Annotated in this window: 19 protein-coding genes, 1 tRNA gene and 1 pseudogene; 11 read left to right on the forward strand and 10 right to left on the reverse strand. The window is 23.9% G+C overall.

All coding sequences use genetic code 11. From position 1 onward, the window contains the following. Positions 1-469: 469 nt before the first annotated feature. Positions 470-546 (reverse strand) — tRNA-Met (locus tag ATN01_RS02300). A gap of 112 nt (positions 547-658) precedes the next feature. Here ATN01_RS02300 and mltA point away from each other — a divergent pair. The 4 genes and pseudogenes from mltA to nusB all read left to right on the forward strand — a co-directional run bounded on the left by mltA (position 659) and on the right by nusB (position 4,322). Further along, positions 659-1,726 (forward strand): murein transglycosylase A, encoded by a 1,068-nt coding sequence (gene mltA / locus ATN01_RS02305; protein ID WP_075433470.1) that lies wholly within the window; start codon positions 659-661, stop codon positions 1,724-1,726. 52 nt (positions 1,727-1,778) lie between these two features. Beyond that, positions 1,779-2,258 carry a 6,7-dimethyl-8-ribityllumazine synthase gene (gene ribE / locus ATN01_RS02310; protein ID WP_075433471.1) on the forward strand — a complete coding sequence of 160 codons (480 nt, stop codon included), beginning with the start codon at positions 1,779-1,781 and terminating at the stop codon, positions 2,256-2,258. Between the two features lie 537 nt (positions 2,259-2,795). Then, a pseudogene (ribD, locus tag ATN01_RS03170) lies at positions 2,796-3,893 on the forward strand (bifunctional diaminohydroxyphosphoribosylaminopyrimidine deaminase/5-amino-6-(5-phosphoribosylamino)uracil reductase RibD). Positions 3,894-3,914: 21 nt separating this feature from the next. Then, positions 3,915-4,322 (forward strand): transcription antitermination factor NusB, encoded by a 408-nt coding sequence (gene nusB, locus ATN01_RS02325; RefSeq protein WP_075433474.1) that lies wholly within the window; start codon positions 3,915-3,917, stop codon positions 4,320-4,322. Positions 4,323-4,360: 38 nt separating this feature from the next. On the opposite strand, the gene dxs is transcribed toward nusB, so the two are convergent. Genes dxs through ATN01_RS02340 form a run of 3 tightly spaced genes read right to left on the reverse strand, consistent with a single transcriptional unit; the run spans position 4,361 to position 8,250 of the window. After that, positions 4,361-6,184, reverse strand: a complete 1,824-nt coding sequence (dxs, locus tag ATN01_RS02330; protein WP_075433475.1) for a 1-deoxy-D-xylulose-5-phosphate synthase — start codon at positions 6,182-6,184, stop codon at positions 4,361-4,363. A 19-nt stretch (positions 6,185-6,203) separates the two neighbouring features. Beyond that, on the reverse strand, positions 6,204-7,046 hold the full coding sequence (locus ATN01_RS02335) for a polyprenyl synthetase family protein (protein ID WP_075433476.1): 843 nt from the start codon (positions 7,044-7,046) through the stop codon (positions 6,204-6,206). Positions 7,047-7,077: 31 nt separating this feature from the next. Next, on the reverse strand, positions 7,078-8,250 hold the full coding sequence (locus ATN01_RS02340) for an MFS transporter (RefSeq protein ID WP_075433477.1): 1,173 nt from the start codon (positions 8,248-8,250) through the stop codon (positions 7,078-7,080). A 69-nt stretch (positions 8,251-8,319) separates the two neighbouring features. Between ATN01_RS02340 and ATN01_RS02345 the strand changes: the two genes are divergently transcribed. Further along, on the forward strand, positions 8,320-8,664 hold the full coding sequence (locus ATN01_RS02345) for a TusE/DsrC/DsvC family sulfur relay protein (RefSeq protein ID WP_075433478.1): 345 nt from the start codon (positions 8,320-8,322) through the stop codon (positions 8,662-8,664). Positions 8,665-8,698: 34 nt separating this feature from the next. On the opposite strand, the gene cyoE is transcribed toward ATN01_RS02345, so the two are convergent. Genes cyoE through cyoA form a run of 5 tightly spaced genes read right to left on the reverse strand, consistent with a single transcriptional unit; the run spans position 8,699 to position 13,437 of the window. Continuing rightward, positions 8,699-9,556, reverse strand: coding sequence for a heme o synthase (gene cyoE, locus ATN01_RS02350; protein WP_075433479.1), 858 nt, complete (start codon positions 9,554-9,556; stop codon positions 8,699-8,701). Positions 9,557-9,583: 27 nt separating this feature from the next. Next, positions 9,584-9,904 carry a cytochrome o ubiquinol oxidase subunit IV gene (gene cyoD / locus ATN01_RS02355; RefSeq protein WP_075433480.1) on the reverse strand — a complete coding sequence of 107 codons (321 nt, stop codon included), beginning with the start codon at positions 9,902-9,904 and terminating at the stop codon, positions 9,584-9,586. Beyond that, positions 9,904-10,518: a cytochrome o ubiquinol oxidase subunit III gene (gene cyoC / locus ATN01_RS02360; protein WP_075433622.1), complete on the reverse strand. Its 615-nt coding sequence runs from the start codon at positions 10,516-10,518 to the stop codon at positions 9,904-9,906. Before cyoC ends, cyoD begins: the two co-directional genes overlap by 1 nt. Positions 10,519-10,525: 7 nt before the next feature. Further along, positions 10,526-12,511, reverse strand: coding sequence for a cytochrome o ubiquinol oxidase subunit I (gene cyoB / locus ATN01_RS02365; RefSeq protein WP_075433481.1), 1,986 nt, complete (start codon positions 12,509-12,511; stop codon positions 10,526-10,528). A gap of 20 nt (positions 12,512-12,531) precedes the next feature. Beyond that, on the reverse strand, positions 12,532-13,437 hold the full coding sequence (cyoA, locus tag ATN01_RS02370) for a ubiquinol oxidase subunit II (protein ID WP_075433482.1): 906 nt from the start codon (positions 13,435-13,437) through the stop codon (positions 12,532-12,534). 255 nt (positions 13,438-13,692) lie between these two features. Between cyoA and ATN01_RS02375 the strand changes: the two genes are divergently transcribed. The 6 genes from ATN01_RS02375 (at position 13,693) to ATN01_RS02400 (ending at position 22,089) form a co-directional block, all read left to right on the forward strand. Further along, positions 13,693-13,998: a BolA family protein gene (locus ATN01_RS02375; protein ID WP_075433483.1), complete on the forward strand. Its 306-nt coding sequence runs from the start codon at positions 13,693-13,695 to the stop codon at positions 13,996-13,998. Between the two features lie 159 nt (positions 13,999-14,157). After that, a complete protein-coding gene (gene tig, locus ATN01_RS02380; RefSeq protein WP_075433484.1) occupies positions 14,158-15,477 on the forward strand; it encodes a trigger factor in 1,320 nt (439 codons plus the stop codon). A 126-nt stretch (positions 15,478-15,603) separates the two neighbouring features. Next, positions 15,604-16,221, forward strand: a complete 618-nt coding sequence (gene clpP / locus ATN01_RS02385; RefSeq protein ID WP_075433485.1) for an ATP-dependent Clp endopeptidase proteolytic subunit ClpP — start codon at positions 15,604-15,606, stop codon at positions 16,219-16,221. A gap of 89 nt (positions 16,222-16,310) precedes the next feature. Continuing rightward, positions 16,311-17,597, forward strand: coding sequence for an ATP-dependent protease ATP-binding subunit ClpX (gene clpX, locus ATN01_RS02390; RefSeq protein WP_075433486.1), 1,287 nt, complete (start codon positions 16,311-16,313; stop codon positions 17,595-17,597). Positions 17,598-17,780: 183 nt separating this feature from the next. After that, positions 17,781-20,114: an endopeptidase La gene (gene lon / locus ATN01_RS02395; protein ID WP_075433487.1), complete on the forward strand. Its 2,334-nt coding sequence runs from the start codon at positions 17,781-17,783 to the stop codon at positions 20,112-20,114. 130 nt (positions 20,115-20,244) lie between these two features. Further along, on the forward strand, positions 20,245-22,089 hold the full coding sequence (locus ATN01_RS02400) for a SurA N-terminal domain-containing protein (RefSeq protein WP_075433488.1): 1,845 nt from the start codon (positions 20,245-20,247) through the stop codon (positions 22,087-22,089). 81 nt (positions 22,090-22,170) lie between these two features. Here the strand turns inward: ATN01_RS02400 and queC are convergent, their stop codons facing one another. After that, entirely contained in the window at positions 22,171-22,866 is a 696-nt protein-coding gene (queC, locus tag ATN01_RS02405; RefSeq protein WP_075433489.1) for a 7-cyano-7-deazaguanine synthase QueC, read from the reverse strand. Positions 22,867-23,080: the final 214 nt, after the last annotated feature.

The raw sequence follows: 23,080 nt of genomic DNA on the forward strand, positions 1-23,080 counted from the left end.
ACCTATTTTTTGCAATTAATAAATCATTTTTTTAATTATGAATAAAAAATTTTTTTAGATCAATTGATATTTTTTCTAATTTTTATAATAAAGACAGTCTACAGTATCATGATACTCTTTTTCTAATTTTTGTCTAAACATACTAAATAAGCTATAAATTAAATGATAATCTAATTTCATTAAAAAAATTATTATATTTCATAGTTTTTCTAAAAAATCTTTACCGTACTGAATGTTAATATAAAGTAAACTATAAAAAACAAAAAATATGAATAATCTGTACGATTTTCGTGAGAATATTTTTTATTTTTTTTGAAATCCCTATATTTTTTTAACATTTACAAAAATTAATATCAATGGAATTAGTATTAGTGGAATTTTGAAAAAAGAATAGAAATTTTTTTTAGGAAGGTTTATAATAAATATAAAATCTTATTTCTGTCATAAAAATCTGTATATTCAAAAAATTTGGTTGCGGGGGCTGGATTTGAACCAACGACCTTCGGGTTATGAGCCCGACGAGCTACCAAACTGCTCCACCCCGCGTTTACAGATAAAATAATACACCTTTACAAAAAATAATACAAGGTTTTTTTATAAAAAATCTTTTTTAAAATAAATATTACTAAAAAAACAATATTTTATATATAATAAAAAAATGAACAAAATATCTCAAATAATAATTTTAATTTCATTCTCTATTTTTATAATAGCATGCCAAAATAACAATACAAATCGAGGACAGCAATACAATCAAAAATTCACAAAAAATATTACAAAAATTGAAAAAATTCATATTACCAATAAAATTACTAATTCAGAATTATTTCTGAAACAAATTCAAGAAATTGAAAAATCATCTCCATCTTTATATCTAAAAAATAAGCCTCTTTATAATAGAATTATAAATTGGCTAAAAGAAAATTCTAAAATCAAAGAAATTGACAAATTTGGAATTAATATATTTCAAATGAAAGGTATAGATAATTACGGAAATGTTAAAATAACTGCATATTACACTCCAGTAATTAACGCTAGAAAAATCAAACAAAATCAATTTAAATACCCAATATACTCTATGCCTCAAAATACAAAAAAAAATCAATTGTTACCAAAACGAAAAGATATATACGATGGCATTTTAGATAAAAAATATATTTTAGCTTATAGTGATTCTTTAATAAACAATTTTATTATGGAAATTCAAGGAAGTGCTTTTATTAGTTATGGTGATAACAAACCATTAACTTTTTTTAGTTATGCAGGTAAAAATGGCCGGCCTTATAAAGCTATTGGACAAATTTTAATTAATCGTGGTGAAATAAGTAAAAAAAATATGTCAATGCAAGCTATTAAAGAATGGTGCAAAACACATACAAAACAAGAAGTAAAAAGTTTATTTGAAGAAAATACATCATTTGTATTTTTTAAAGAAACAAAACAAAATCAGGTATATGGTGCTAATGGTGTTCCATTAATCCCACAAACTTCAATAGCTGTAGATAATTCTATAGTTAAAAAAGGAAGTGTAATTTTATTAAAAATACCATTGTTAAATAAACAAGGTATTTTTATTAATGAATATGAAATGCACTTAGTTGTTGCATTAGATGTAGGCGGTGCTATTAAAGGTCAACATTTTGATTTATATGAAGGAATAGGAGAAAAAGCTGGTATATTAGCCGGATTTTATAATCATTATGGATATGCTTGGATATTAAAATAAACTATTAAATAAAACACACTAACTATCAACATCAATAAAAAGTAAATAGAAAATGAATATAATTCAAGTAGGAATTACCACAAAAAATGCATCTATCGCTATAATTGTGTCACGATTTAATGAATTTATTAATAAAAATTTATTATCAGGAGCAGTAGATACACTAAAAAGAATAGGTCAAATTAACGAAGAAAATATTTTAATTATTTATGTTCCTGGAGCTTATGAAATACCTATTGTAGCAAATTATATTGCGCAAACTAAAAAATATGATTCTATCATTGTAATAGGTACAATTATAAAAGGAGACACTGATCATTTTAAATATATTACTAGTGATACTAGTAGCAGTTTATTAAATATTAGTATTCAATCTCATATTCCTATAATATCAAGTATATTAACTATAAATAATGTTGAACAATCTATTGAAAGATCAGGGACAAAAATGGGAAATAAAGGTTCTCAGGCTGCTTTATCTGCTTTAGAAATGATTAACGTTATGAAAAAATTAAAAAAATTAAAAATTTAATATTTTATAAAATTTTAAAAATTTAATTTTAAACCATGAGATAATCACACTTACTGTAAAAGCATTTTTAAAAAGTTGAGAATTTTAAAAAGAAAATTTTAATATAATTCAATAAATTATTGATTATAATAAGTTGATAAAAATTCAAAAGAATATTTTTACAAATAAAATTAATATTTTAATCAAACAAGTTTTATTCTAAAGAATATTTCTTTAATCTATTTATAAATATAAATAAATTTCAGTTCTATTGTGCAAAAATAATCAATTAAAAAAACAATCAATTTAAATAAATTAATTTCCTGAAAAATTCGTTAATAATTTTAAAAATTACGATAATTAAATTAAATTTTATATATAAAAAATTATAAATAATATGATACTATTTTAAAAAAAACAAACATAAAAAATTGCGTAGTATTTTAAAAAACTTTATATATATTGAAGAATATATTAGATGCATTAAAAAATTTTTTAATATAGTATCTAAAAATAAAAAAGAAAAATTTTGGTTAAAACATGAACGATATATTTTACATGAAAAGAGCAATAAAAATTAGTAAATTAGGTCAGTTTACTACTTTTCCTAATCCAAATGTAGGCTGTGTGATAGTAAAAAATAACAAAATTATTGGTGAAGGATGGCATGAAAAATCAGGAGAAAATCATGCAGAAATCAATGCATTAAAAATGGCTGGAGAAAAATCAAAAGGAGCTGATGCTTATATAACACTTGAACCATGTAATTATTTTGGAAAAACACCACCATGTTGCGAAGCAATATTAAAAGCAGGCATAAATCGTGTTATTATATCTAACGTAGATCCTAATCCTAAAGTTTCAGGAAATGGAATTTTATATTTAAAACAAAATGGTATTCCTGTTGTGACAGGTTTATTATCAGAAGAATCCAAAAAATGTAATCAAGGATTTTTTAAAAGAATGAAAACTGGTTTACCATGAATACAACTTAAACTAGCTATGTCGATTGATGGTAGAATAGCAATGGAAAATGGTGAAAGCAAATGGATTACTTCAAAATATGCTCGTCAAGATGTGCAAAAATTTCGAGCAAAAAGTCCAGTAATTTTAAGTACTAGCGCTACTATATTAAAAGATGATTCTTTATTGAGCGTGCGTTATCAAGAATTTGATAAAAAAACACTATCCATATTTCCTAAAAAAATATTTAAACACCCAATTAGAGTAATTATAGATAGTAAAAATCGTATTACACCATCATGTAAAATATTCAACACAAAAGGTAAAATTTGGCTAATGCGGTTAAAATTAGATGAAAATAAATGGCCTAAAAATACAAAACAAATCATAATAAAAGAACATGAAAAAAAAATAGATATTTTATCTGTTTTGAAATTTTTAGGTCAATCAGAAATTAACAACGTATGGATAGAAGCGGGGAGTCGTTTATCTGGTTTTTTATTACATCAACATTTAATCGATGAATTAATCATATATATAGGACCTAAAATACTCGGACATAAAGCACAACCACTGTGTTGTTTTTATAATGAATTCAATTTAATTGATGCTCTTCAATTTGAATTTAAAAATATTCAAACAATAGGTTCAGATATCAGATTGATACTACATCCTAAAAATAATTTTAAATAATAGTGAGGAGTATTATATTTTATGAAACCTTCTTTTCGAAGAAAAGCTCGTACATGCGCTTTACAAATTCTATATTCTTGGGAAATCTCCCATAATAATATCAAAGAAAGCGCAAGAGAATTTTTGAAAGAAAAAAACCAAAAAAATATTGATATTCAATATTTTTATGAATTAATTTTTGGAATAACACGTAACTGTAAAAATATAGATAATTTAATGAAACCTTATTTGTTTAGATCATTAAAAGAATTAGGACACATTGAGAAAGCAATTCTTAGAATTGCATTCTATGAATTATATAATCGAAAAGATATACCTTATAAGGTTTCTATTAATGAGGGAATAGAACTAGCAAAATTATTTGGTTCTAAAGACAGTCATAAATTTATAAATGGTGTTTTAGATAAAGCAGCAGTTAAAATAAAATAAAATCAACAAAATACTATTAAATTATAGTAACTATGTTGTTATTTTTTTAACCAAGATAATATTCTTTTGTGAATACCTTTTTTATCTATTTGATAATCATGTCTAATTTCTTCTTGACTACCTTGCGGAATAAAAACATCTGGTAATCCAATATTTAAAACAGATAAAAGAATCTTTTTAAACATGATAAATTCATTCACTGCACTACCTGCTCCACCAGAAATGACTCCTTCTTCAAGAGTGACAAAAAACTTGTGATTGTAAGTAAGTTTCAAAATAACATCTTTGTCTAAAGGTTTAACAAAACGCATATCTACTAATGTCGCATCTAAATCGTTTGCTGAAAAAATAGCATGTTTTAACAACGTTCCAAAATTCAAGATAGCTATATTTTTACCAACTCTCTTTATAAGCGATTTTCCAAGTTGAAGTTTATTTAGTGGTGTCAATAACACTCCAGTACCATCTCCTTTAGGATATCTTACCACACTAGGACCATTTTTATACATATAACCTGTATAAAGCATTTGTCTACATTCATTTTCATCACTAGGAGTCATAATAACTATCCCAGGAATACATCTCAGATAAGCTAAATCAAAAATTCCTTGATGAGTTTGTCCATCTTTACCAACAATACCTCCTCTATCAACAGCAAATAAAATAGATAATTTTTGTAATGCAACATCATGTATTAATTGATCATAAGCTCGTTGTAAAAAAGTTGAATAAATAGATATAATAGGTTTATAACCACCAATTGCTAAACCTGCTGCAAAAGTAACTGCATGTTGTTCAGCAATAGATACATCAAAATATTGATCTGGGAAACGACGCGAAAATTCATGCATACCAGACCCTTCACACATAGCAGGTGTAATAGCTATTAATTTTTTATCAAATTTTGCTATTTCACATAACCAAGAACCAAAAACATCTGAATAACTAACAATAGATTTTTTCTTTAACGTATTACAAAAAGAGATTGTATGCCATTTAATAGGATCTAATTCTGCTGGAATATAACCTTTACCTTTTTTAGTAATAAGATGTAATAAACGAACACCTGTTTTATGTTTAATTTTTTTTAATATATTAATAATAGCTATAACATTATGACCATCAAAAGGTCCTGAATATTTAAAACCTAAATTAGAAAAAATAGAATTAAAAGAACTACGACTATTTGTAATCCTATCGTTTTTATAAAACGATTTGTTTGTAAAAAAATTTGTTTTTTTTACATTGTTTTCATTATATGATCTTAAAAATTTTAAATGATTACATAGCGCTCCAACGTTTTTTGAGATAGACATTTGATTATCGTTTAATATCACTAATAAATTAGATTTAGTTACACCAGCATGGTTCATTGCTTCAAAAGCCATACCAGCTGTGATTGCACCGTCACCAATTACACAAACAGTTTTTCTATTTTTATCTTCTTTTAACGCAGCAATAGACATTCCTAACCCTGCACTAATAGAAGTAGAAGAATGACCAACATTAAATGCATCATATTCGCTTTCTTCTCTGCAAGGGAATGAATGCAAACCATTTTTTTGACGAATAGTTTTAATTTTTTGTCTTCTTCCGGTAAGTATTTTGTGAGGATATGTTTGGTGTCCTACATCCCATATTAAATTATCAAATGGAGTATTATAAATATAATGTAGTGCAACAGTGATTTCGATTACACCTAATCCAGAAGCCAAATGTCCTTTAGAAAAACTAATAACTTCTAATAAATATTTACGTAATTCACAACATAATTGAGGTAACTTATCGATAGACAATAAGCGTAAATTTTTTACTGAACTAGCAAAATATAAAATTGGATATTTTTTAGAATTAAAATTCATTTCGGACTCTTTAATAAATTTATTGATTACCTAGAATGATAAATTTTGTTAAATTTTCTAAAAACTTGATATTAAAATCTTTTTTTTTCAAACTTTTTAATGCTAAAAAAGCCTTTTCATATAAATCTTTTATTTTGTGTTCAGCATGTTTTATATTCTTTATTACAGAACAAGAATCATTTTTAAAATCTATGATATCATCTTTTATTTGAAATGCTAATCCAATACAAATTGCAAAAGAATCTAAAATTTGTAAAATAGATTTAGAACGATTACGTGATGCAAAATAAGCTAAACGTACAGAAGAACGTATTAACAATGCTGTTTTGTATAAATTAATAGATTCTAAATTATGATCAGTAATTGTTTTTTTTTCTAAATCTAACATTTGACCTATGCACATCCCAGATGAACCGATAGAATTTGATAATTCTGAAATCATATTTAAGCGTTTATAATTAGAAACACCTGGCATAATACTATTAGATAAAATATTAAATGAAAGACTTTGAAAAGCATCTCCAGCAAGCAAAGAAATATATTCATTATACTCAATATGACAAGAATTTTTACCTCTTCTTAAAGAATCATTATCCATACAAGGTAAATCATCATGAATTAAAGAGTATATATGAATACATTCAATAGCAGAAGATATGACATCTAAAGTTATTAAATTAACTGTAAACATTCTTCCGATACCATATACCAAACAAGGACGCAATCTTTTTCCACCAGAAAACATACTGTATTTCATAGCTTTCAAAAGATTATATTTTTGAAAAGGTAACTTATTTAATATATAATATAATCTTTTATTTACTCGACATTTATACATATTATATAAACGAAAAAAATACATATTTCAATACCTAAAAAATTAAAATAAACAATTATTTCGTAAAAAATTTATTACTTAAAAATAAGCTACATAAAAACCATATATAAATAAAAAAAATTTCAAATAAAAATATTTGTTGAACACTTAAAAAACTATATAACCATCCACCAATCACACCACCGCATGCTATACCTAAAAATTGACTAGTAGAATAAATACTCATTATACTTCCCTTATAATATTTAGATTTTTGTTTTCTTAGATTTTCAGGAAGAAACACTTCCAGACAGTTAAATGCAATAAAAAAAATTTGTAATCCTAATATTAAAAAAAAGATATTATTTTTTATACTTAAAAATATAATTTCTGAAATCAAAATAAAAAAAATACAAATTTCAATAATATGTTCTAAAATAGTATTTATTTTACAATAAAATATGAATAAAAATAACATAGCAAATGAAATCAATATGATACATAAGTATATTTTCCAATGATCATTTAACAAACAACCAGACAATTCTAATTGATTAGGTATAACTATAAAATTTATTATTAATAAAAAATGCAAACAAAATATACCTAAATAAGATTTAAAAGAAAATTTATTAAAAACAAATTTTAATATCTTTATGTTTGAATGATTTTTATTAGGTTCTACAATATTTTTTTGCGAAAAAGGCAACACAAAAAGAACAATTATCATACATATGACTGAGAAATATGAAGATAGCCAAAAAGTCGAAAAAAAACCAAAATATTGAATAATTATAGGTCCAATAACCATTGCTATCAAAAAAGATAGTGCAAAACTTACACCTATAGCAGCTATTGCTTTGACATAGTTTTTTTGATCAATTAAATCAGATAAACAAGCCATACATACACCAGATATTGCACCAGAACCTTGTAAAAACCTACCAATAATTAATCCCCAAATAGAATGAAAATTAGCAGATATAAGATTTCCAATAAAAAATATAAACAAACCAAAGATAATTATTTTTTTTCGACCAAATTTATCTGATAAAATTCCAAAAGGAATTTGAAAAAAAACTTGAGAAATACCATATACACCCATAGACAAACCAACTAAAAATTTATTACTACCGTCTAAAAGAATCCCGTATTTACTCAAAACTGGCACTATCATAAACATTCCTAACATACGTAATAAAAAAACCATACAAAAACTTAATGTCACTTGTAATTCTAAAAGATTCATTTTATAATTTTCCACACTTATTTTTTTCTTCAAACTTTATGTTTAATCAACATATATTTTCTAAAAATCATGAATATTAAAAATAAAAAATCATATTTATATGAAACAGTAAAAAAAGATCAAGAAGGTTATTTAAAAAACAGTAAAGATTGGAATAAAAAATTAGCTAAAGAAATAGCAAAAAGAGAAAATATTAATTTAAATTCTGATCATTGGATAGTGATAATGTTTATAAGAAAATTTTATTTTCAATTTAATATTACCCCATCTATAAGAATGTTAATAAATAGTATTAAAGAAGAAATAGGAGAAAATAAAAGCAATAGTATTTATTTATTTAAACTCTTTCCACAAGGACCAGCTAAACAAGCTAGTAAAATTGCTGGAATACCAAAACCTGTAAAATGTTTATAATGTATAAAAATGAATAAAAAAGTCTATTGATTTATTAAAATAAAAAATCTATTGACATAAGAATGTTTAATATAATTACTATTAAAATAGAATATTGAAACAATTGTCTTGCATTTTCTTTATGGTTTTTCTTTTTAAGGTTAAAATAAGATAAAGATAGCCAATAAAAATTAAAAATAAAAGACAATACTAAAAAAGTAAAACTTGTGTAACTTAAAAACGTCAATAATGCCACTAAAAAATTAAAACCTATGATATAATAAAATATATGTATCTTAGTTATAATAATACCTTTTACAACTGGAAAAACAGGAATTTTAGCTTTTTTGTAATCTTTTATTCTGAGAATCGAAATGGAATAAAAATGAGCCATTTGCCAAAATATAAAAATAAAAAATAATAAAATAGCACATATATCAATAGATTGAGTTACTGCTGTATAACCAATCATAGACGGAGTAGAACCTGAAAAACTTCCAATAAACGTTGAATAAATTGATTTTCTCTTATATAAAAGAGTATATAAAACTACATAAATAAAAAACCCAAAAATAGACACAAACATTGATAAAAAATTCACTAATACACCTAATATAAAAACTCCTAAAAATCCTAAAAAAATAGCAAAAATTAATGCAAATCTAGGATGTATCATTTTATTAGGTAGCACTCTTTTGCTTGTGCGTTTCATTTTCTGATCAATATCACAATCAATCAAATTATTGAAAACACAAGCAGATGCAATGACTAAAGATGTCCCTAAAACAGTGTATAAAAATAAAAAAAAACTAAAATATGAATGACTAGATGCAAATAAAAAACTTCCTATCATTAAAATAATATTTCCAATGATAATTCCAGGCTTAATTATTCTTAAATAAGAATTCAACATAAATAATATATTCTTTTTTTAATTGAATTACACATGATGATTTAAATTAGACATAATCCATATAGAACCAAACACTAGAATAAACATTATTATCATAACAAAAAGTAAAGTTATTACATGCCATTGTTTTTCTTTAGAAAAATTTAAATGTAAAAAATATATAAAATGGACAATAATTTGACTTATAGCTAATAATAATATTATTAAATGATTTATTTCATTGGAAAAAAGTTTTTGTATAACTGATAAAAATGATAATGTAGTTAATATAAAAGACAAAAAACATCCTAATAGATAAGATTTTAATTTTTTATCAGAATTTAATAGTTTTTTAATAGAGTTATACATTAAATAGCTCCATTTAAATACACAAACGTAAAAATACAAATCCATATAATATCTAAAAAATGCCAAAATACATTAAAACATAAAATGCGAGTACAAATAGAATTAGTTAAACCTAATTTTTTTATTTGAAACATAATTGATATTATTAAAATTAGACCGAAAAAAATATGCACTCCATGAGTACCGATCAGAGTAAAAAATATTGAAAAAAATGCATTTTGATCAGGACTAAAATTATTTATAGAAAGCTCATAAAATTCTTTTATTTCTATATATAAAAAAAGGAGGCCTAATAAAAAAGTAGTTATTAAATATAAATAAATCCTCTGAATATTTTTTTTATTCATAGCTGTTACTACTAAACCACAAGATAAAGAACTAAATAATAATAATAATGTTTCTAAAAAAATAGAAGATAAATTAAAAACTTTGTTATCTAGTAATTTAAATGGTACATTGGAAGAAATAATAGCATAAATGGCAAATAAAACTGCAAACATAATGCAATCACTCAGTAAATACACCCATACACCAAATAATTTATTACTTTCTCTATTTTTTTCTTCAATACTTACTTCATCTAATTTTAAATTATTTGTTTTATTTTTTATCATTTTAAACCTACTTTTTAAACATTTTTCCATGTCGATCTTCTATTTTTTTTATTTCTTCAGCTAATATAATACGTTCATTTTCTTCATTAAGACTTTTTATAAACAAACTAAAAATAGTTAAGAAAAAAGATAAAAGACACAACCATGTAATATGCCATACAGCTGAAAAACCAAAGATTAATGAAAAAAAACTTATTACCACACCTGAGCTTGTGTTTTTAGGAATATGAATATTATTATAATGAATATTACTTGATATTTTTTTTATATTTTTATTATTTTGTTTTTCTTTAATAGCCCAAAATGCATCTCTAGAATTAACTATAGGAATAGTGGCAAAATTATAAATAGGAGCAGGAGAACTAGTGTACCATTCTAAAGTTCTCGCATTCCAAGGATCTCCAGTTAAATCTAAATTATTAGCGCGATCTCTTATTGAAACAAAAAACTGAATAATTTGACAAATTATACCTATTGAAATTAAAACAGCTCCAATAGCAGCAATACATAATAAACTATGAAAACCAGGATCAATGTTTTGACTTAAACGACGAGTCATACCCATAAGTCCTAAAAAATACAAAGGCATGAAAGCAATAAAAAAACCTATAATCCAAAACCAAAAGGCACGTTTACCCCATACCTCATTTAAAGTAAATCCAAATAATTTAGGAAACCAATAACTAATTCCGGCAAAACATCCAAATACAACACCACCTATAATCACATTATGAAAATGCGCAACTAAAAATAAACTATTATGTAAAACAAAATCAGCAGGAGGTACTGATAAAAGTACACCAGTCATTCCTCCAATGGAGAAAGTTATTAAAAATCCTAAAGTCCATAACATTGCAGAATGAATGTAAACACGACCTTTATACATCGTAAATAACCAATTAAAAATTTTTACTCCAGTAGGAATAGCTATAATCATAGTAGTAATACCAAAAAACGAATTAATATTTGCTCCTGCTCCCATAGTAAAAAAATGATGTAACCAAACAATAAAAGATAAAATGGTAATAGATAGAGTAGCCCAAACTAAAGAAACATACCCAAATAAACGTTTTTGAGAAAAAGTAGCAACAACCTCTGAAAATACACCAAAAACAGGTAAAACTAAAATATATACTTCTGGATGACCCCAAATCCATATTAAATTGACATACATCATTGCATTTCCACCTAAATCATTGGTGAAAAAATGAAAATTAAAATAACGATCTAAAGTTAATAATATAAGAGTGATAGTTAAAACTGGAAAAGAAATAATAATAAGAATATTAGTGCATAAAGCAGTCCAAGTAAAAACAGGCATTTTAAAAAAAGACATACCAGGCGCTCTCATTTTTAAAATTGTCACTAAAAAATTAATTCCTGTTAAAGTAGTAGAAATACCTGAAATTTGTAAACTCCAAATCCAATAATCTACTCCTACACCTGGACTATATTGTCGTTCAGAAAGAGGAGGATAAGCCAACCAACCAGTTTCAGCAAATTCACCTACCCCTAAAGATAAAGTAAGTAAAATAGTACTACTTACATTTAACCAAAAACTTAAATTGTTAAGAAAAGGAAAAGCTACATCTCTAGCTCCAATTTGGAGTGGTACAACTAAATTCATTAATCCAATAACAAGGGGCATCGCTACAAAAAAAATCATTATCACACCATGAGCTGTAAATATCTGATCATAATGATGAGGTGGTAAAAAACCTGAATGACCTGCTGAAGCAATAACTTGTTGTGTACGCATTAATATTGCATCAACAAAACCACGAAATAACATAACAAATGCAAGTATTCCATACATGATAGATATTTTTTTATGATCCACAGTAGTAAACCATTCACACCATAAGTATCGCCATTTCTTATGATAAGTAATACTTGACGTAATAAATAAACCAACTAAAAAAATTGCAAGATATGTCACCATAATAATAGGTTCATTGTATGGTATAACGTCAAATGTTAGTTTTCCAAACATTTATTCATGTCTCCATATTATTAGATTTCTTTATTAAATCTTAATTGACAATATATTTTCTTTGATTTTATACTTTTTTTAACATATTGATGTACAACTTGATGGAATAAATCCTTTTCAACGTAAGAGAAATACTGTACTGAACTACTTTCATTTGGTGTAGATATTATGTTAAAAAACGTGTTAAAGTTTAATTTATTAGATGATTTTCTTATATTTTTTATCCAATCTGTAAACATAATATTATTATCAGTAGAGATGACAGTAAATTTCATATTAGAAAATCCTTTACCACTATAGTTAGATGATATTCCTTTGTAGACTCCCGAACTATTAGCAATTAAATTTAATTTTGTTACCATTCCTGGCATAGCATATATTTGACTTCCAAGAGAGGGTATAAAAAAAGAGTTCATCACAGAATTTGAAGTGATATAAAAAACTATAGGTCTATTTACAGGTAATAAAATTTCATTAATTGTTGCAATATGATAATCTGGATAAATAAACAACCATTTCCAATCTAATGCAATGACATTTATTTTAATAGGTTTATAAAGTGATTCTATGGATTTTTTTGGTTCTAATTTATGAGTGTAATTCCATGATAAAAATGCTAAAAAAGAAATTATCAAAATAGGAATACCCCATACAATTGTTTCTATTTTTAAAGAATCAGACCAGTTAGGTTCATAAACTTGATTTACATTTTTTGAACGATATTTAAGTGGAAAATATATACTCATGAAAATCACAGGAATAACAACAAATAACATCATTATAAATGCTATCAATATTAAAGAATGTTCTTCCTTAGCAATTGATCCATGAAGATCTACAAATAAATTATTACATCCATTCAAAGAAATAAATATGATGAGTAATAATAATTTTTTAAAAAAGTTTTTATAACTTAAAAATGTCATTCCAAAACCTCAAAATAATTATGATATTTACCATCAAAAATTCTTTATAAAAAATTTTTTTAAAACTATTTATTTAAATATTTAGAAAAAAATTTTTTATAAAAGTTAATAATTTGTGAAATAATTGAATTATTTTCTAAAAATTGATAAAATTGCAGAAAATAAAACATAGTTCTATAAACTAATGTATAAAGATTTTTCTAATTTATTTTAGAATATTTTATAATAAAAACAAATAGGATATAACATTAATTAATGATATTGAAAACAATTAATCAATATTTAACATCTAAATTAACAATACATTTTATTAAAATTTATGACGATAGCTTATTTCATAATCACTCAAAAAAAGATATTACACATTTAAGAATGATTATTGTGAGTGATGATTTTATTAAAAAACCGATGATAAATAGACATCGTATGATATTTTCTATTTTATTAGAAATAAAAAAAGAAAAAATATATTCAATAACATTACATACTTATACTATTCACGAATGGAAATATAAAAAAAATAAAAATATTAGTATTTCTCAATGTTTTAAAAAAAAATGATATTTTATCCGATTATTAAAAAATTATTATATGGTTTACAAAAAACACACGAGGTTATGTATTTTAATAATTGCAAAATATTTTGAAAACTTGTAACTATAAGAAATATATACATAAATATAATAAATTGATAAAAAATAATCGTTTTGAGGTAATAAGATGAAATTTATTATGGAAAAAAATAAAGATTCAAGTCATCGTGTTACAATTAAAATTCTCAATAAAATCATTAATAATGAAATTATGACAGAATTCATAAAAATTAGAAAAAAAACTAACATTAATGGATTTCGAAAAGGTAAAATACCTATTAAAATTATTAAAGAAAAACATGGTGAAAAAGTATATTATGATGTATTTAAAAAACTAATGCAAAAATTTTTTCATGATTTTATATATAAAGAAAAAATCAAAATCATTGGACATCCAAAGTATTATATGAATAAAAATCAAAATCAAAAACAAGAATATTTTGAATACTTTGTAATATATGAAAAATACCCAAAATTTGATATAAAACAATTAAAATACTTAACAGCAAAAGAAATAATTGTAAATGTAACTGATAAAAATATTACTAACATTATAGAACAAAATGCATATGAACAACAAAATTGGGAAACAGTCAATAAACCTATTAAAATGTATGATCGTATTACAGTTGAATATAATATTTATGATGAAAAAAACCAAAAAATAGAGAAATTTAATGTAAAAACAATTCAATTTATTGTATTTAAAAATACATTATTTACTCAATTAAACGAAAGGGTGATTAATCATGTCGTCAATGACATTATATTTTTCAAAGTCAAATTTCATCAATTTCATCCAGAAAAAGAATTACAAAACCAAGCAATATCATTTAAAATTAAAATAAAAAAAATTGAAAAATTAAAAGAAATAGATAATCAACATACAAAAGAAATCAAAAAATTTGATGCATCGGAATATAAAATTATAAAAAATAATCTTAATTATGAAATAACCAAAACAATTGAAGAATACCTGAAAAATCAAATTTTGGACAACATACTAAAAAAAAATATTATAATAATACCAAAAATTTTATTGGAAGAAGAAGTTAATAAACTGTATGAAAAATATAAAATAAATTACAAAGAAAATAACCATAATATTTTAGAAAAAAGATATCATTATAATCTAAGAAAACAAGCAAAAAAGATACTATGCTTTAAAATAATTATAGAAAAAATTATTGTTGATAATAATTTAACTTCACACAAAAAGAACATAAAAGCACTCATTAAAAAAATTTCTTTAAATAAGAAAAAAGAATTAGAACTGATTGATTTGTACAATAAAAACCATTATTTTAAAGATTTAATTCACAATTTGGATATAGAAACTCAAGCCATGTATTTACTTAAAAAGAAAGTGAACATCATTCAACAAGAATGGAACTTTGATCAATTTATAACTTTTAAATGGCAAACTAATCAAGAAGTTTTTCTGTAACATGATACTTATATAAATCTTCTATACATAATAATAAAAAATTCTATTTTTATTCACTCATAAAAATTATTACATGATAAAATGTAATATTAATTTTTAAAAAATGAATATTTTTAGGAATAAAAAATGTTATATACGACAAATAAAAAAAATTTTTATACCACGTTGATTCCTATGGTAGTTGAAGAACATTCTAAAGGAGAACGTGCATATGATATATATTCAAGATTATTAAAAGAACGAATAATTTTTATTACTGGTAGTATTGAAGATACATTATCTAACAATGTCGTCGCTCAAATATTATTTTTAGAAGCTGAAAACCCGCAAAAAGATATCTTTTTATATATAAATTCTCCAGGAGGTGTTATCACATCAGGAATGTCTATTTATGATACAATGCAATTTGTTAAGCCAGATATTAATACTATTTGTATCGGTCAAGCATGTTCAATGGCTGCATTATTACTAGCATCTGGGTGTAAAGGAAAAAGATTTTCCTTACCTAATTCTAAAATCATGATTCATCAACCATTAGGTGGATATCAAGGACAAGCTTCAGATATTGTTATTCATGCTAGAGAAATAGTACAAATGAAAAAAAAATTAAATCAATTAATGTCTTTTCATACTGGTCAAACTATTAATAAAATTAATAAAGACACAGAACGTGATCATTTTTTATCAGCAGATGAATCAATGACATATGGTTTAATTGATGTTGTTTTAACCAAACGTCAATAAAAAATAAAATGAATGGATATACTTTAATTTCTTAAAAATTTATAGAATCTATTTACTCAAATAACAAAATACATAAAAGAGGTTAAAAAATGACTGACAAGAGTAAAGATGATTCTAAAAAATTCCTTATTTGCTCTTTTTGTGGAAAAAATCAAAAAGAAGTAAAAAAAATGATAGCTGGTCCAGCAGTATATATATGTAATGAATGTGTTAATTTATGTCATAATATTATCAATAAAGAAATCAAACAAAAAAAAACAATAGAAACTGAAAATCAAATAAATTATTTACCTACACCTCATGAAATAAAACAACATCTCGATAATTACGTAATTGGACAAAATTACACAAAAAAAGTATTGTCTGTTGCAGTATATAATCATTACAAACGTTTACGTAATTTTAATAACAAATTAAATACAGTTGAATTAGGAAAAAGTAATATTTTATTAATAGGCCCAACTGGTAGTGGAAAAACATTATTAGCAGAAACACTCGCTAAACTATTAGATGTTCCATTTGTAATTGCAGATGCAACAAGTCTTACAGAAGCTGGATATGTAGGAGAAGACGTAGAGAATATCATACAAAAACTACTACAAAAATGTAAAAATAATGTAAAAAAAGCAGAGTTAGGTATTATTTACATAGATGAAATAGATAAAATAGCAAGAAAATCTGATAATGTCTCTATTACTAGAGATGTATCTGGAGAAGGAGTTCAGCAAGCTTTATTAAAATTAATTGAAGGAACTCTAGCAGCTGTTCCTCCTCAAGGCGGACGAAAACATCCTCAACAAGAATTTTTACACGTTAATACTTCAAATATCCTATTTATATGTGCTGGTGCATTTTCAGGTTTATCAAAAATAGTTTCTAAAAGACTTAATATAAGAACAAAAATTGGTTTTAATGCTGTTGTTAAAAGAAATAAAAAAACAATTTCAGATAATACAATACTAAAAAAAGTACAACCTACAGATTTAATAAAATTTGGATTAATTCCTGAATTTATCGGTCGTTTACCAATCATTGCAATTTTAAATGAACTGAATGAAGATGCATTGGTCAAAATATTATGTGAACCAAAAAATGCTTTAATTAAACAATATCAAACTTTATTTAATCTAGAAAATGTACAATTAGAATTTGATAAAAAATCAATTATAACTATTGCAAAAAAAGCAATGAAGAAACAAACTGGTGCTAGAGGACTAAGATCTATTATTGAAAATATTTTACTTGATATAATGTATCATTTACCATCTATGATTAATATAGAAAAAATACTTATTAATGAAGAAACAGTGAACAAATCTTCAGCACCAAAAATCATATATGGAAAAAACAAATCAAAAAAAGCATCAGGTGAATAAAAAAAAATAAACATCTGATGATCTACAAAAGTAATTCTTTGTTGTTTTATCAAACGCTTAGCGCTTAATATTAAGTTATCATCCCGATATAATTTAGCTAATTTATAATATAACTGTATGTTTTATTTTCTTTTCAGTTTGTAAACAATAGATAGCAGGAAATTCAACATAAGAGAGATTTCTATGAATTCTGAGCGTTCTGAACGCGTTAAACTCCCAGTATTACCATTAAGAGATGTAGTTATATATCCTTATATGGTAATTCCATTATTTGTGGGTCGTAAAAAATCGATTAAATGCATAGAAAACTCTATGAATAACGATAAAAAAATTATGTTAATTGCTCAGAAAGAAGCATCTAAAGACGAACCCACTAAAAATGATTTATTTACTGTAGGAACTATTAGTTTAATTTTACAAATGCTAAAATTACCAGATGGTACAGTAAAGGTATTAGTTGAAGGATTACAACGAGCTTGCATTATAAATTTAACTAATAATGAACATCATTTCATTGCAGAAGTTGAACTAATTGTTACACCTACTATTTCAGAAAAAGAACAAAAAATATTAATGCGTACAACCATTAATCAATTTGAATCTTATATTAAATTAAATAAAAAAATTCCATCAGAAATTTTAAATACTTTAAATAATATTAAAAATTCTGAAAAATTAGCAGATACGATCGCTGCCCATATGCCATTAAAATTGACTGATAAACAATCAATTCTAGAAATACGTAATATCAATGAAAGATTAGAATTTTTAATGGCAATCATGGAATCTGAAATAGATTTATTACAAGTAGAAAAAAGAATTAGAAATCGTGTTAAAAAGCAAATGGAAAAAAGTCAAAGAGAATATTATTTAAATGAACAAATTAAAGCGATTCAAAAAGAACTTGGTGACATGGATGAAATCCTAGATGAAAATAAAATTTTAAAAAATAAAATAAAAAAATCAAAAATGCCTAAAGAAGCAAAAGAAAAAACAGAATCAGAACTGCAAAAATTAAAAATGATGTCACCAATGTCTGCAGAAGCAACAGTCGTACGTAGTTATATTGATTGGATGATACAAATACCTTGGAATTTGAGAACAAAAACGAAAAAAAATATTGAAAAAGCAAAAAAAATTCTTGATATTGATCATTTTGGACTTGAAAAAGTAAAAGACAGAATCTTAGAATATTTAGCAGTACAAAGTAGAAAAAAGAAAGTCAACGGTCCTATTCTATGTTTAATTGGACCTCCAGGAGTGGGAAAAACATCATTAGGTAAATCTATTGCGAGATCTACAGGTAGAAAATACGTAAGAATGGCTTTAGGAGGAATAAGAGATGAAGCAGAAATTAGAGGCCATAGACGTACTTACATAGGTTCTATGCCTGGAAAATTAATTCAAAAAATGGTCAAGGTAAAAGTTAAAAACCCTTTGTTTTTACTAGATGAGATTGATAAAATGTCTTGTGATATAAGGGTAGATCCAGCCTCTGCGTTATTAGAAGTATTAGATCCAGAACAAAATTGTGCGTTTAATGATCATTATTTAGAAGTAGATTACGATCTTTCAGATGTAATGTTTGTTGCTACATCAAATTCTATGAATATACCTGCTCCACTACTTGATCGCATGGAAATTATTCGTCTATCTGGTTATACTGAAAATGAAAAATTAAACATAGCTAAACGATATTTATATCCAAAGCAAATGGAAAGAAATGCTCTAAAAAAGAATGAGTTAACAATTACTGATTGTGCAATTATAAATATCATTCAATATTATACTCGTGAAGCAGGAGTTCGAAATTTAGAACGCGAAATTTCTAAAATATGCCGAAAAACTGTTAAAGATTTAACTTTAAATAAATCTTTAAAGAATATTGAAATAAGTAGTCACAATATAAAAAAATATTTAGGGATAAAACGTTATGATTATGGAAAAATGTATAATCACAACCAAATTGGACAAGTTATTGGATTAGCGTGGACAGAAGTAGGTGGCGAACTTTTAACTATTGAAACAGCCTGCGTTTCCGGTAAGGGCAAGTTAAATTATACAGGTTCTTTAGGTGAGGTTATGCAAGAATCTATTCAAGCGGCTCTAACAGTAGTTCGATCTCAAGCTAATCAATTAGGTATAAAACAAGATTTTTATGAAAAACATGATATTCATGTCCATGTTCCTGAAGGAGCGACTCCAAAAGATGGACCAAGTGCAGGTATAGCAATGTGTACGGCTATAGTTTCATCTTTAACAAAAAATCCTGTAAAATCTAATGTTGCAATGACTGGAGAAATTACGTTACGTGGACAAGTACTACCTATTGGTGGATTAAAAGAAAAATTATTAGCTGCTCATAGGGGTGGAATAAACACAGTAATAATACCATATGAAAACAAACGTAATGTAGAAGAAATACCTAAAAATATTATTCAAGGATTAACAATACATCCAGTAAAAAATATTCAAGAGGTATTAAATTTAGCACTAGAAAATAAACCTTATAATTAAAATTAATAAAGAATAATATTATCAAACTAAAATAAAGTTTGGCTGACAACGAAACGTCAGCCTTTTATTAAAAATTTAAAGTTATTTTTTTATATTACCTAATATTGAAAATGTTTAGGATTGTTATATTATGACAAAATATTTAAAATTACGATCAAATCGTATAATAATTAAATGTATTTTAGGCATTATTATTTTATCTTTAATACTTACTACAATAAATAGTTATAGTAATCAAAATTTTGAAAAATATGTAGCAATAGTTAATGGTGAAAAAATTAGTCTCAACACATTTCAAAATATGTATTTGATTGAAAAAGAAAAACAGAAAAAAATATTAGGAAAAAAATTTTTTGCATTAAATAAAAACAAACAATTCATCCAAGCAACATATAATTATGTTTTATCTCAACTTATTAATAATATACTTCTAGAACAATATGCAAGCAAAATAAATTTAGACATTAATGATAATAAAGTTAAAAAAATGATATTAAATTCTAGTTTATTTGAAAAAAATCAAAAATTCAATGAAGCAAAATACTTTGATTACTTAACATCTATTAACTTAACTCATCATGAATATATAAATTTAATTAAAAAAAAATTAAATACTGAATACTTCATCAATACTATTACTAATAGTAATTTTGTTTTAGACGAAGAAAAAGAAAATTTAATAAAATTATTATCGCAGAAAAGAAGAATTAAAAAAGCCATTCTAGATCCTGTTTCGTTTGTAAATAAACAAAAAATTTCTGATTCAGAATCATATGATTATTTTTATAAAAATAAAAATAATTTTTATATTCCAGAACAATTTAAAGTTGAATTTGTGCAAATAAAATTAAATGATTTTAAAACACAATGTAATGATCAAGAAATCACTCAATGGTATGAAAAAAATATTAAACAATATTCCACTAAAGAACAACACAGATATAGTATTATACAAGTCAAAGAAAAAAACCATGCATTATCAATATTACATCGATTAGATAACAATGAAGATTTTTCAAAAATAGCTAAAGAAGAATCTATAGATCCAATTTCATCTAAAAATGGTGGAGATATAGGGTGGATATATGTCGATTTAATGTCAGAAGAAATCAAAAAAGCTAATTTAAATCAAAATAATCAAATATCTAATATAATTCCATTTCATGATCAATTTTTGATTATTAAGCTCAATGAAATTAAAAAAAGTGAACAAAAAAAATTAAGTGAAGTATATAATAAGATTAAACAAGAAATAGAAACGAAAAAATCTATTGATTTATACGATAAAATTCAAAAAAAAATCTCTAGTGATTTAGATAAAAATAACAAGCAATTTAATATAATCCTTAAAGAAAATAACTTAACTTCTCAAGAAACTGATTGGTTTGATAAAAATTCAATACCGAAAAAATTAAATTTCCCTAAATTGAGAAAAATAATTTTTAATAAAAAAATACAATCATATCCACATTTTATTATTTTAAACAACAATCAATCATTTTTTATAAACATCAAAGATGTTAAAAATAAAAAAATGCAAACTTTTAAAGATGTAAAAAATATAATAATAGAAAAATTAAAATTGATGAAATCAATAAATGAAACAAAGACATTATCAAAAAAAATTATTTCTGAATTAAAAACAGGTCGTACAAATTTATTTAAAAAATTTAATCTTTCTTTCGACAATCCAGAATCTATATCTCGTTATGATTCAAATTCCATGACATCAACAGTTTTTTCTTTACCACATCCAAAAGATGGAAAAAAAATATATTTTTTACATAAGGATAAAAATAAAAAATTTTTTATTGTTTTGCTCGATAAAATTTATAATGAGAAATTTTCTCAGAAAGAAAAAAATGTTGTTCATGAATATTTGGAAAAAAATTTCATTGAAATGATATTCGATGCTATTCTCAAAAACTTGCATGAAAAATCAATAATTAAATATGAAAATATAGAAATAATATAACTTTATATTTATACTTATTACATATTTTTTTTATTAAAAAAAATAATTTTTAAAAATTTAATTTGTATATAATAAGATATATTATTTTAATTTCATTTTTTCTTTCATACTTTTCATATAATAAGAATTATTTTCTTTCCATTTATCAAATCCTTTTTTACGTATGATACATGCTTGACATTTACTACAACCTCTTCCTTTAATTCCGTTATAACAAGTCACTGTATCAGTTAAAATAACATCAATAATATTGCAATAATCTGATAAAGCCCATATTTCTGATTTATTAAGATTAATTAAAGGTGTCATAAAACTAATATTATAATTCATACCTATTCTAATAACATGATTCATACTTTTAATAAATTCATTTTTACAATCTGGATAACCAGAAAAATCAATTTCATTTACACCTAAAATTACTGATGTAATTTTATTAGTATAAGCATATATAGAAGATAAAGTTAAAAATAAAATATTACGGCCAGGTACAAATGTACTTGGAAAAGAATTATCTAATGGATGATTATTGTAAACAGAAATCTCTTTATTTGTTAAACTACTGATAGATATCTTTTGTAAAAATTTAAGATTTAAAATATTATGATGTTTTATTCCTAATTTTTTTGCAATGATAAGAGCAGCATTAATTTCTGATTTATGCAATTGATTATAATCAAAAGTTATACAATGAATTTCTTGATATATACGAGTATAATAAGCTAAACAAGTTGTTGAATCTTGTCCACCACTTAAAATCATTAAAGCTTTTTTCATGTTGTTTATTAGTCATGATTATTGAAAATTTATATTTTTTGAAAAAATTACTAAAATATAGTATAAAGTTTTTCTAAAAATTGATTTTTATATCTAATATAAATAAAAATATTTCTGAGAAGAATATTTTTATATGTTATCACATAAAATACACTTATTTAAGTTAAAAATTTTTATGAATAACATAAAAATAATTTTTATTCTTAAAAAACGT

Source organism: Buchnera aphidicola (Diuraphis noxia) (assembly GCF_001700895.1).
Classification (GTDB): domain Bacteria; phylum Pseudomonadota; class Gammaproteobacteria; order Enterobacterales; family Enterobacteriaceae; genus Buchnera; species Buchnera aphidicola_D.

Excerpts from the sequence above, each read along its gene's own strand:
- ATN01_RS02335 (WP_075433476.1), bottom strand. The coding sequence starts at position 7,046 with ATGTATTTTTTTCGTTTATATAATATGTATAAATGTCGAGTAAATAAA.
- ribE (WP_075433471.1), top strand. The coding sequence starts at position 1,779 with ATGAATATAATTCAAGTAGGAATTACCACAAAAAATGCATCTATCGCT.
- queC (WP_075433489.1), bottom strand. The coding sequence starts at position 22,866 with ATGAAAAAAGCTTTAATGATTTTAAGTGGTGGACAAGATTCAACAACT.
- ATN01_RS02340 (WP_075433477.1), bottom strand. The coding sequence starts at position 8,250 with ATGAATCTTTTAGAATTACAAGTGACATTAAGTTTTTGTATGGTTTTT.
- cyoC (WP_075433622.1), bottom strand. The coding sequence starts at position 10,518 with ATGATAAAAAATAAAACAAATAATTTAAAATTAGATGAAGTAAGTATT.
- ATN01_RS02400 (WP_075433488.1), top strand. The coding sequence starts at position 20,245 with ATGACAAAATATTTAAAATTACGATCAAATCGTATAATAATTAAATGT.
- ATN01_RS02375 (WP_075433483.1), top strand. The coding sequence starts at position 13,693 with ATGATATTGAAAACAATTAATCAATATTTAACATCTAAATTAACAATA.
- cyoA (WP_075433482.1), bottom strand. The coding sequence starts at position 13,437 with ATGACATTTTTAAGTTATAAAAACTTTTTTAAAAAATTATTATTACTC.
- clpX (WP_075433486.1), top strand. The coding sequence starts at position 16,311 with ATGACTGACAAGAGTAAAGATGATTCTAAAAAATTCCTTATTTGCTCT.
- cyoB (WP_075433481.1), bottom strand. The coding sequence starts at position 12,511 with ATGTTTGGAAAACTAACATTTGACGTTATACCATACAATGAACCTATT.
- dxs (WP_075433475.1), bottom strand. The coding sequence starts at position 6,184 with ATGAATTTTAATTCTAAAAAATATCCAATTTTATATTTTGCTAGTTCA.
- cyoE (WP_075433479.1), bottom strand. The coding sequence starts at position 9,556 with ATGTTGAATTCTTATTTAAGAATAATTAAGCCTGGAATTATCATTGGA.
- clpP (WP_075433485.1), top strand. The coding sequence starts at position 15,604 with ATGTTATATACGACAAATAAAAAAAATTTTTATACCACGTTGATTCCT.
- nusB (WP_075433474.1), top strand. The coding sequence starts at position 3,915 with ATGAAACCTTCTTTTCGAAGAAAAGCTCGTACATGCGCTTTACAAATT.
- mltA (WP_075433470.1), top strand. The coding sequence starts at position 659 with ATGAACAAAATATCTCAAATAATAATTTTAATTTCATTCTCTATTTTT.
- tig (WP_075433484.1), top strand. The coding sequence starts at position 14,158 with ATGAAATTTATTATGGAAAAAAATAAAGATTCAAGTCATCGTGTTACA.
- cyoD (WP_075433480.1), bottom strand. The coding sequence starts at position 9,904 with ATGTATAACTCTATTAAAAAACTATTAAATTCTGATAAAAAATTAAAA.
- lon (WP_075433487.1), top strand. The coding sequence starts at position 17,781 with ATGAATTCTGAGCGTTCTGAACGCGTTAAACTCCCAGTATTACCATTA.
- ATN01_RS02345 (WP_075433478.1), top strand. The coding sequence starts at position 8,320 with ATGAATATTAAAAATAAAAAATCATATTTATATGAAACAGTAAAAAAA.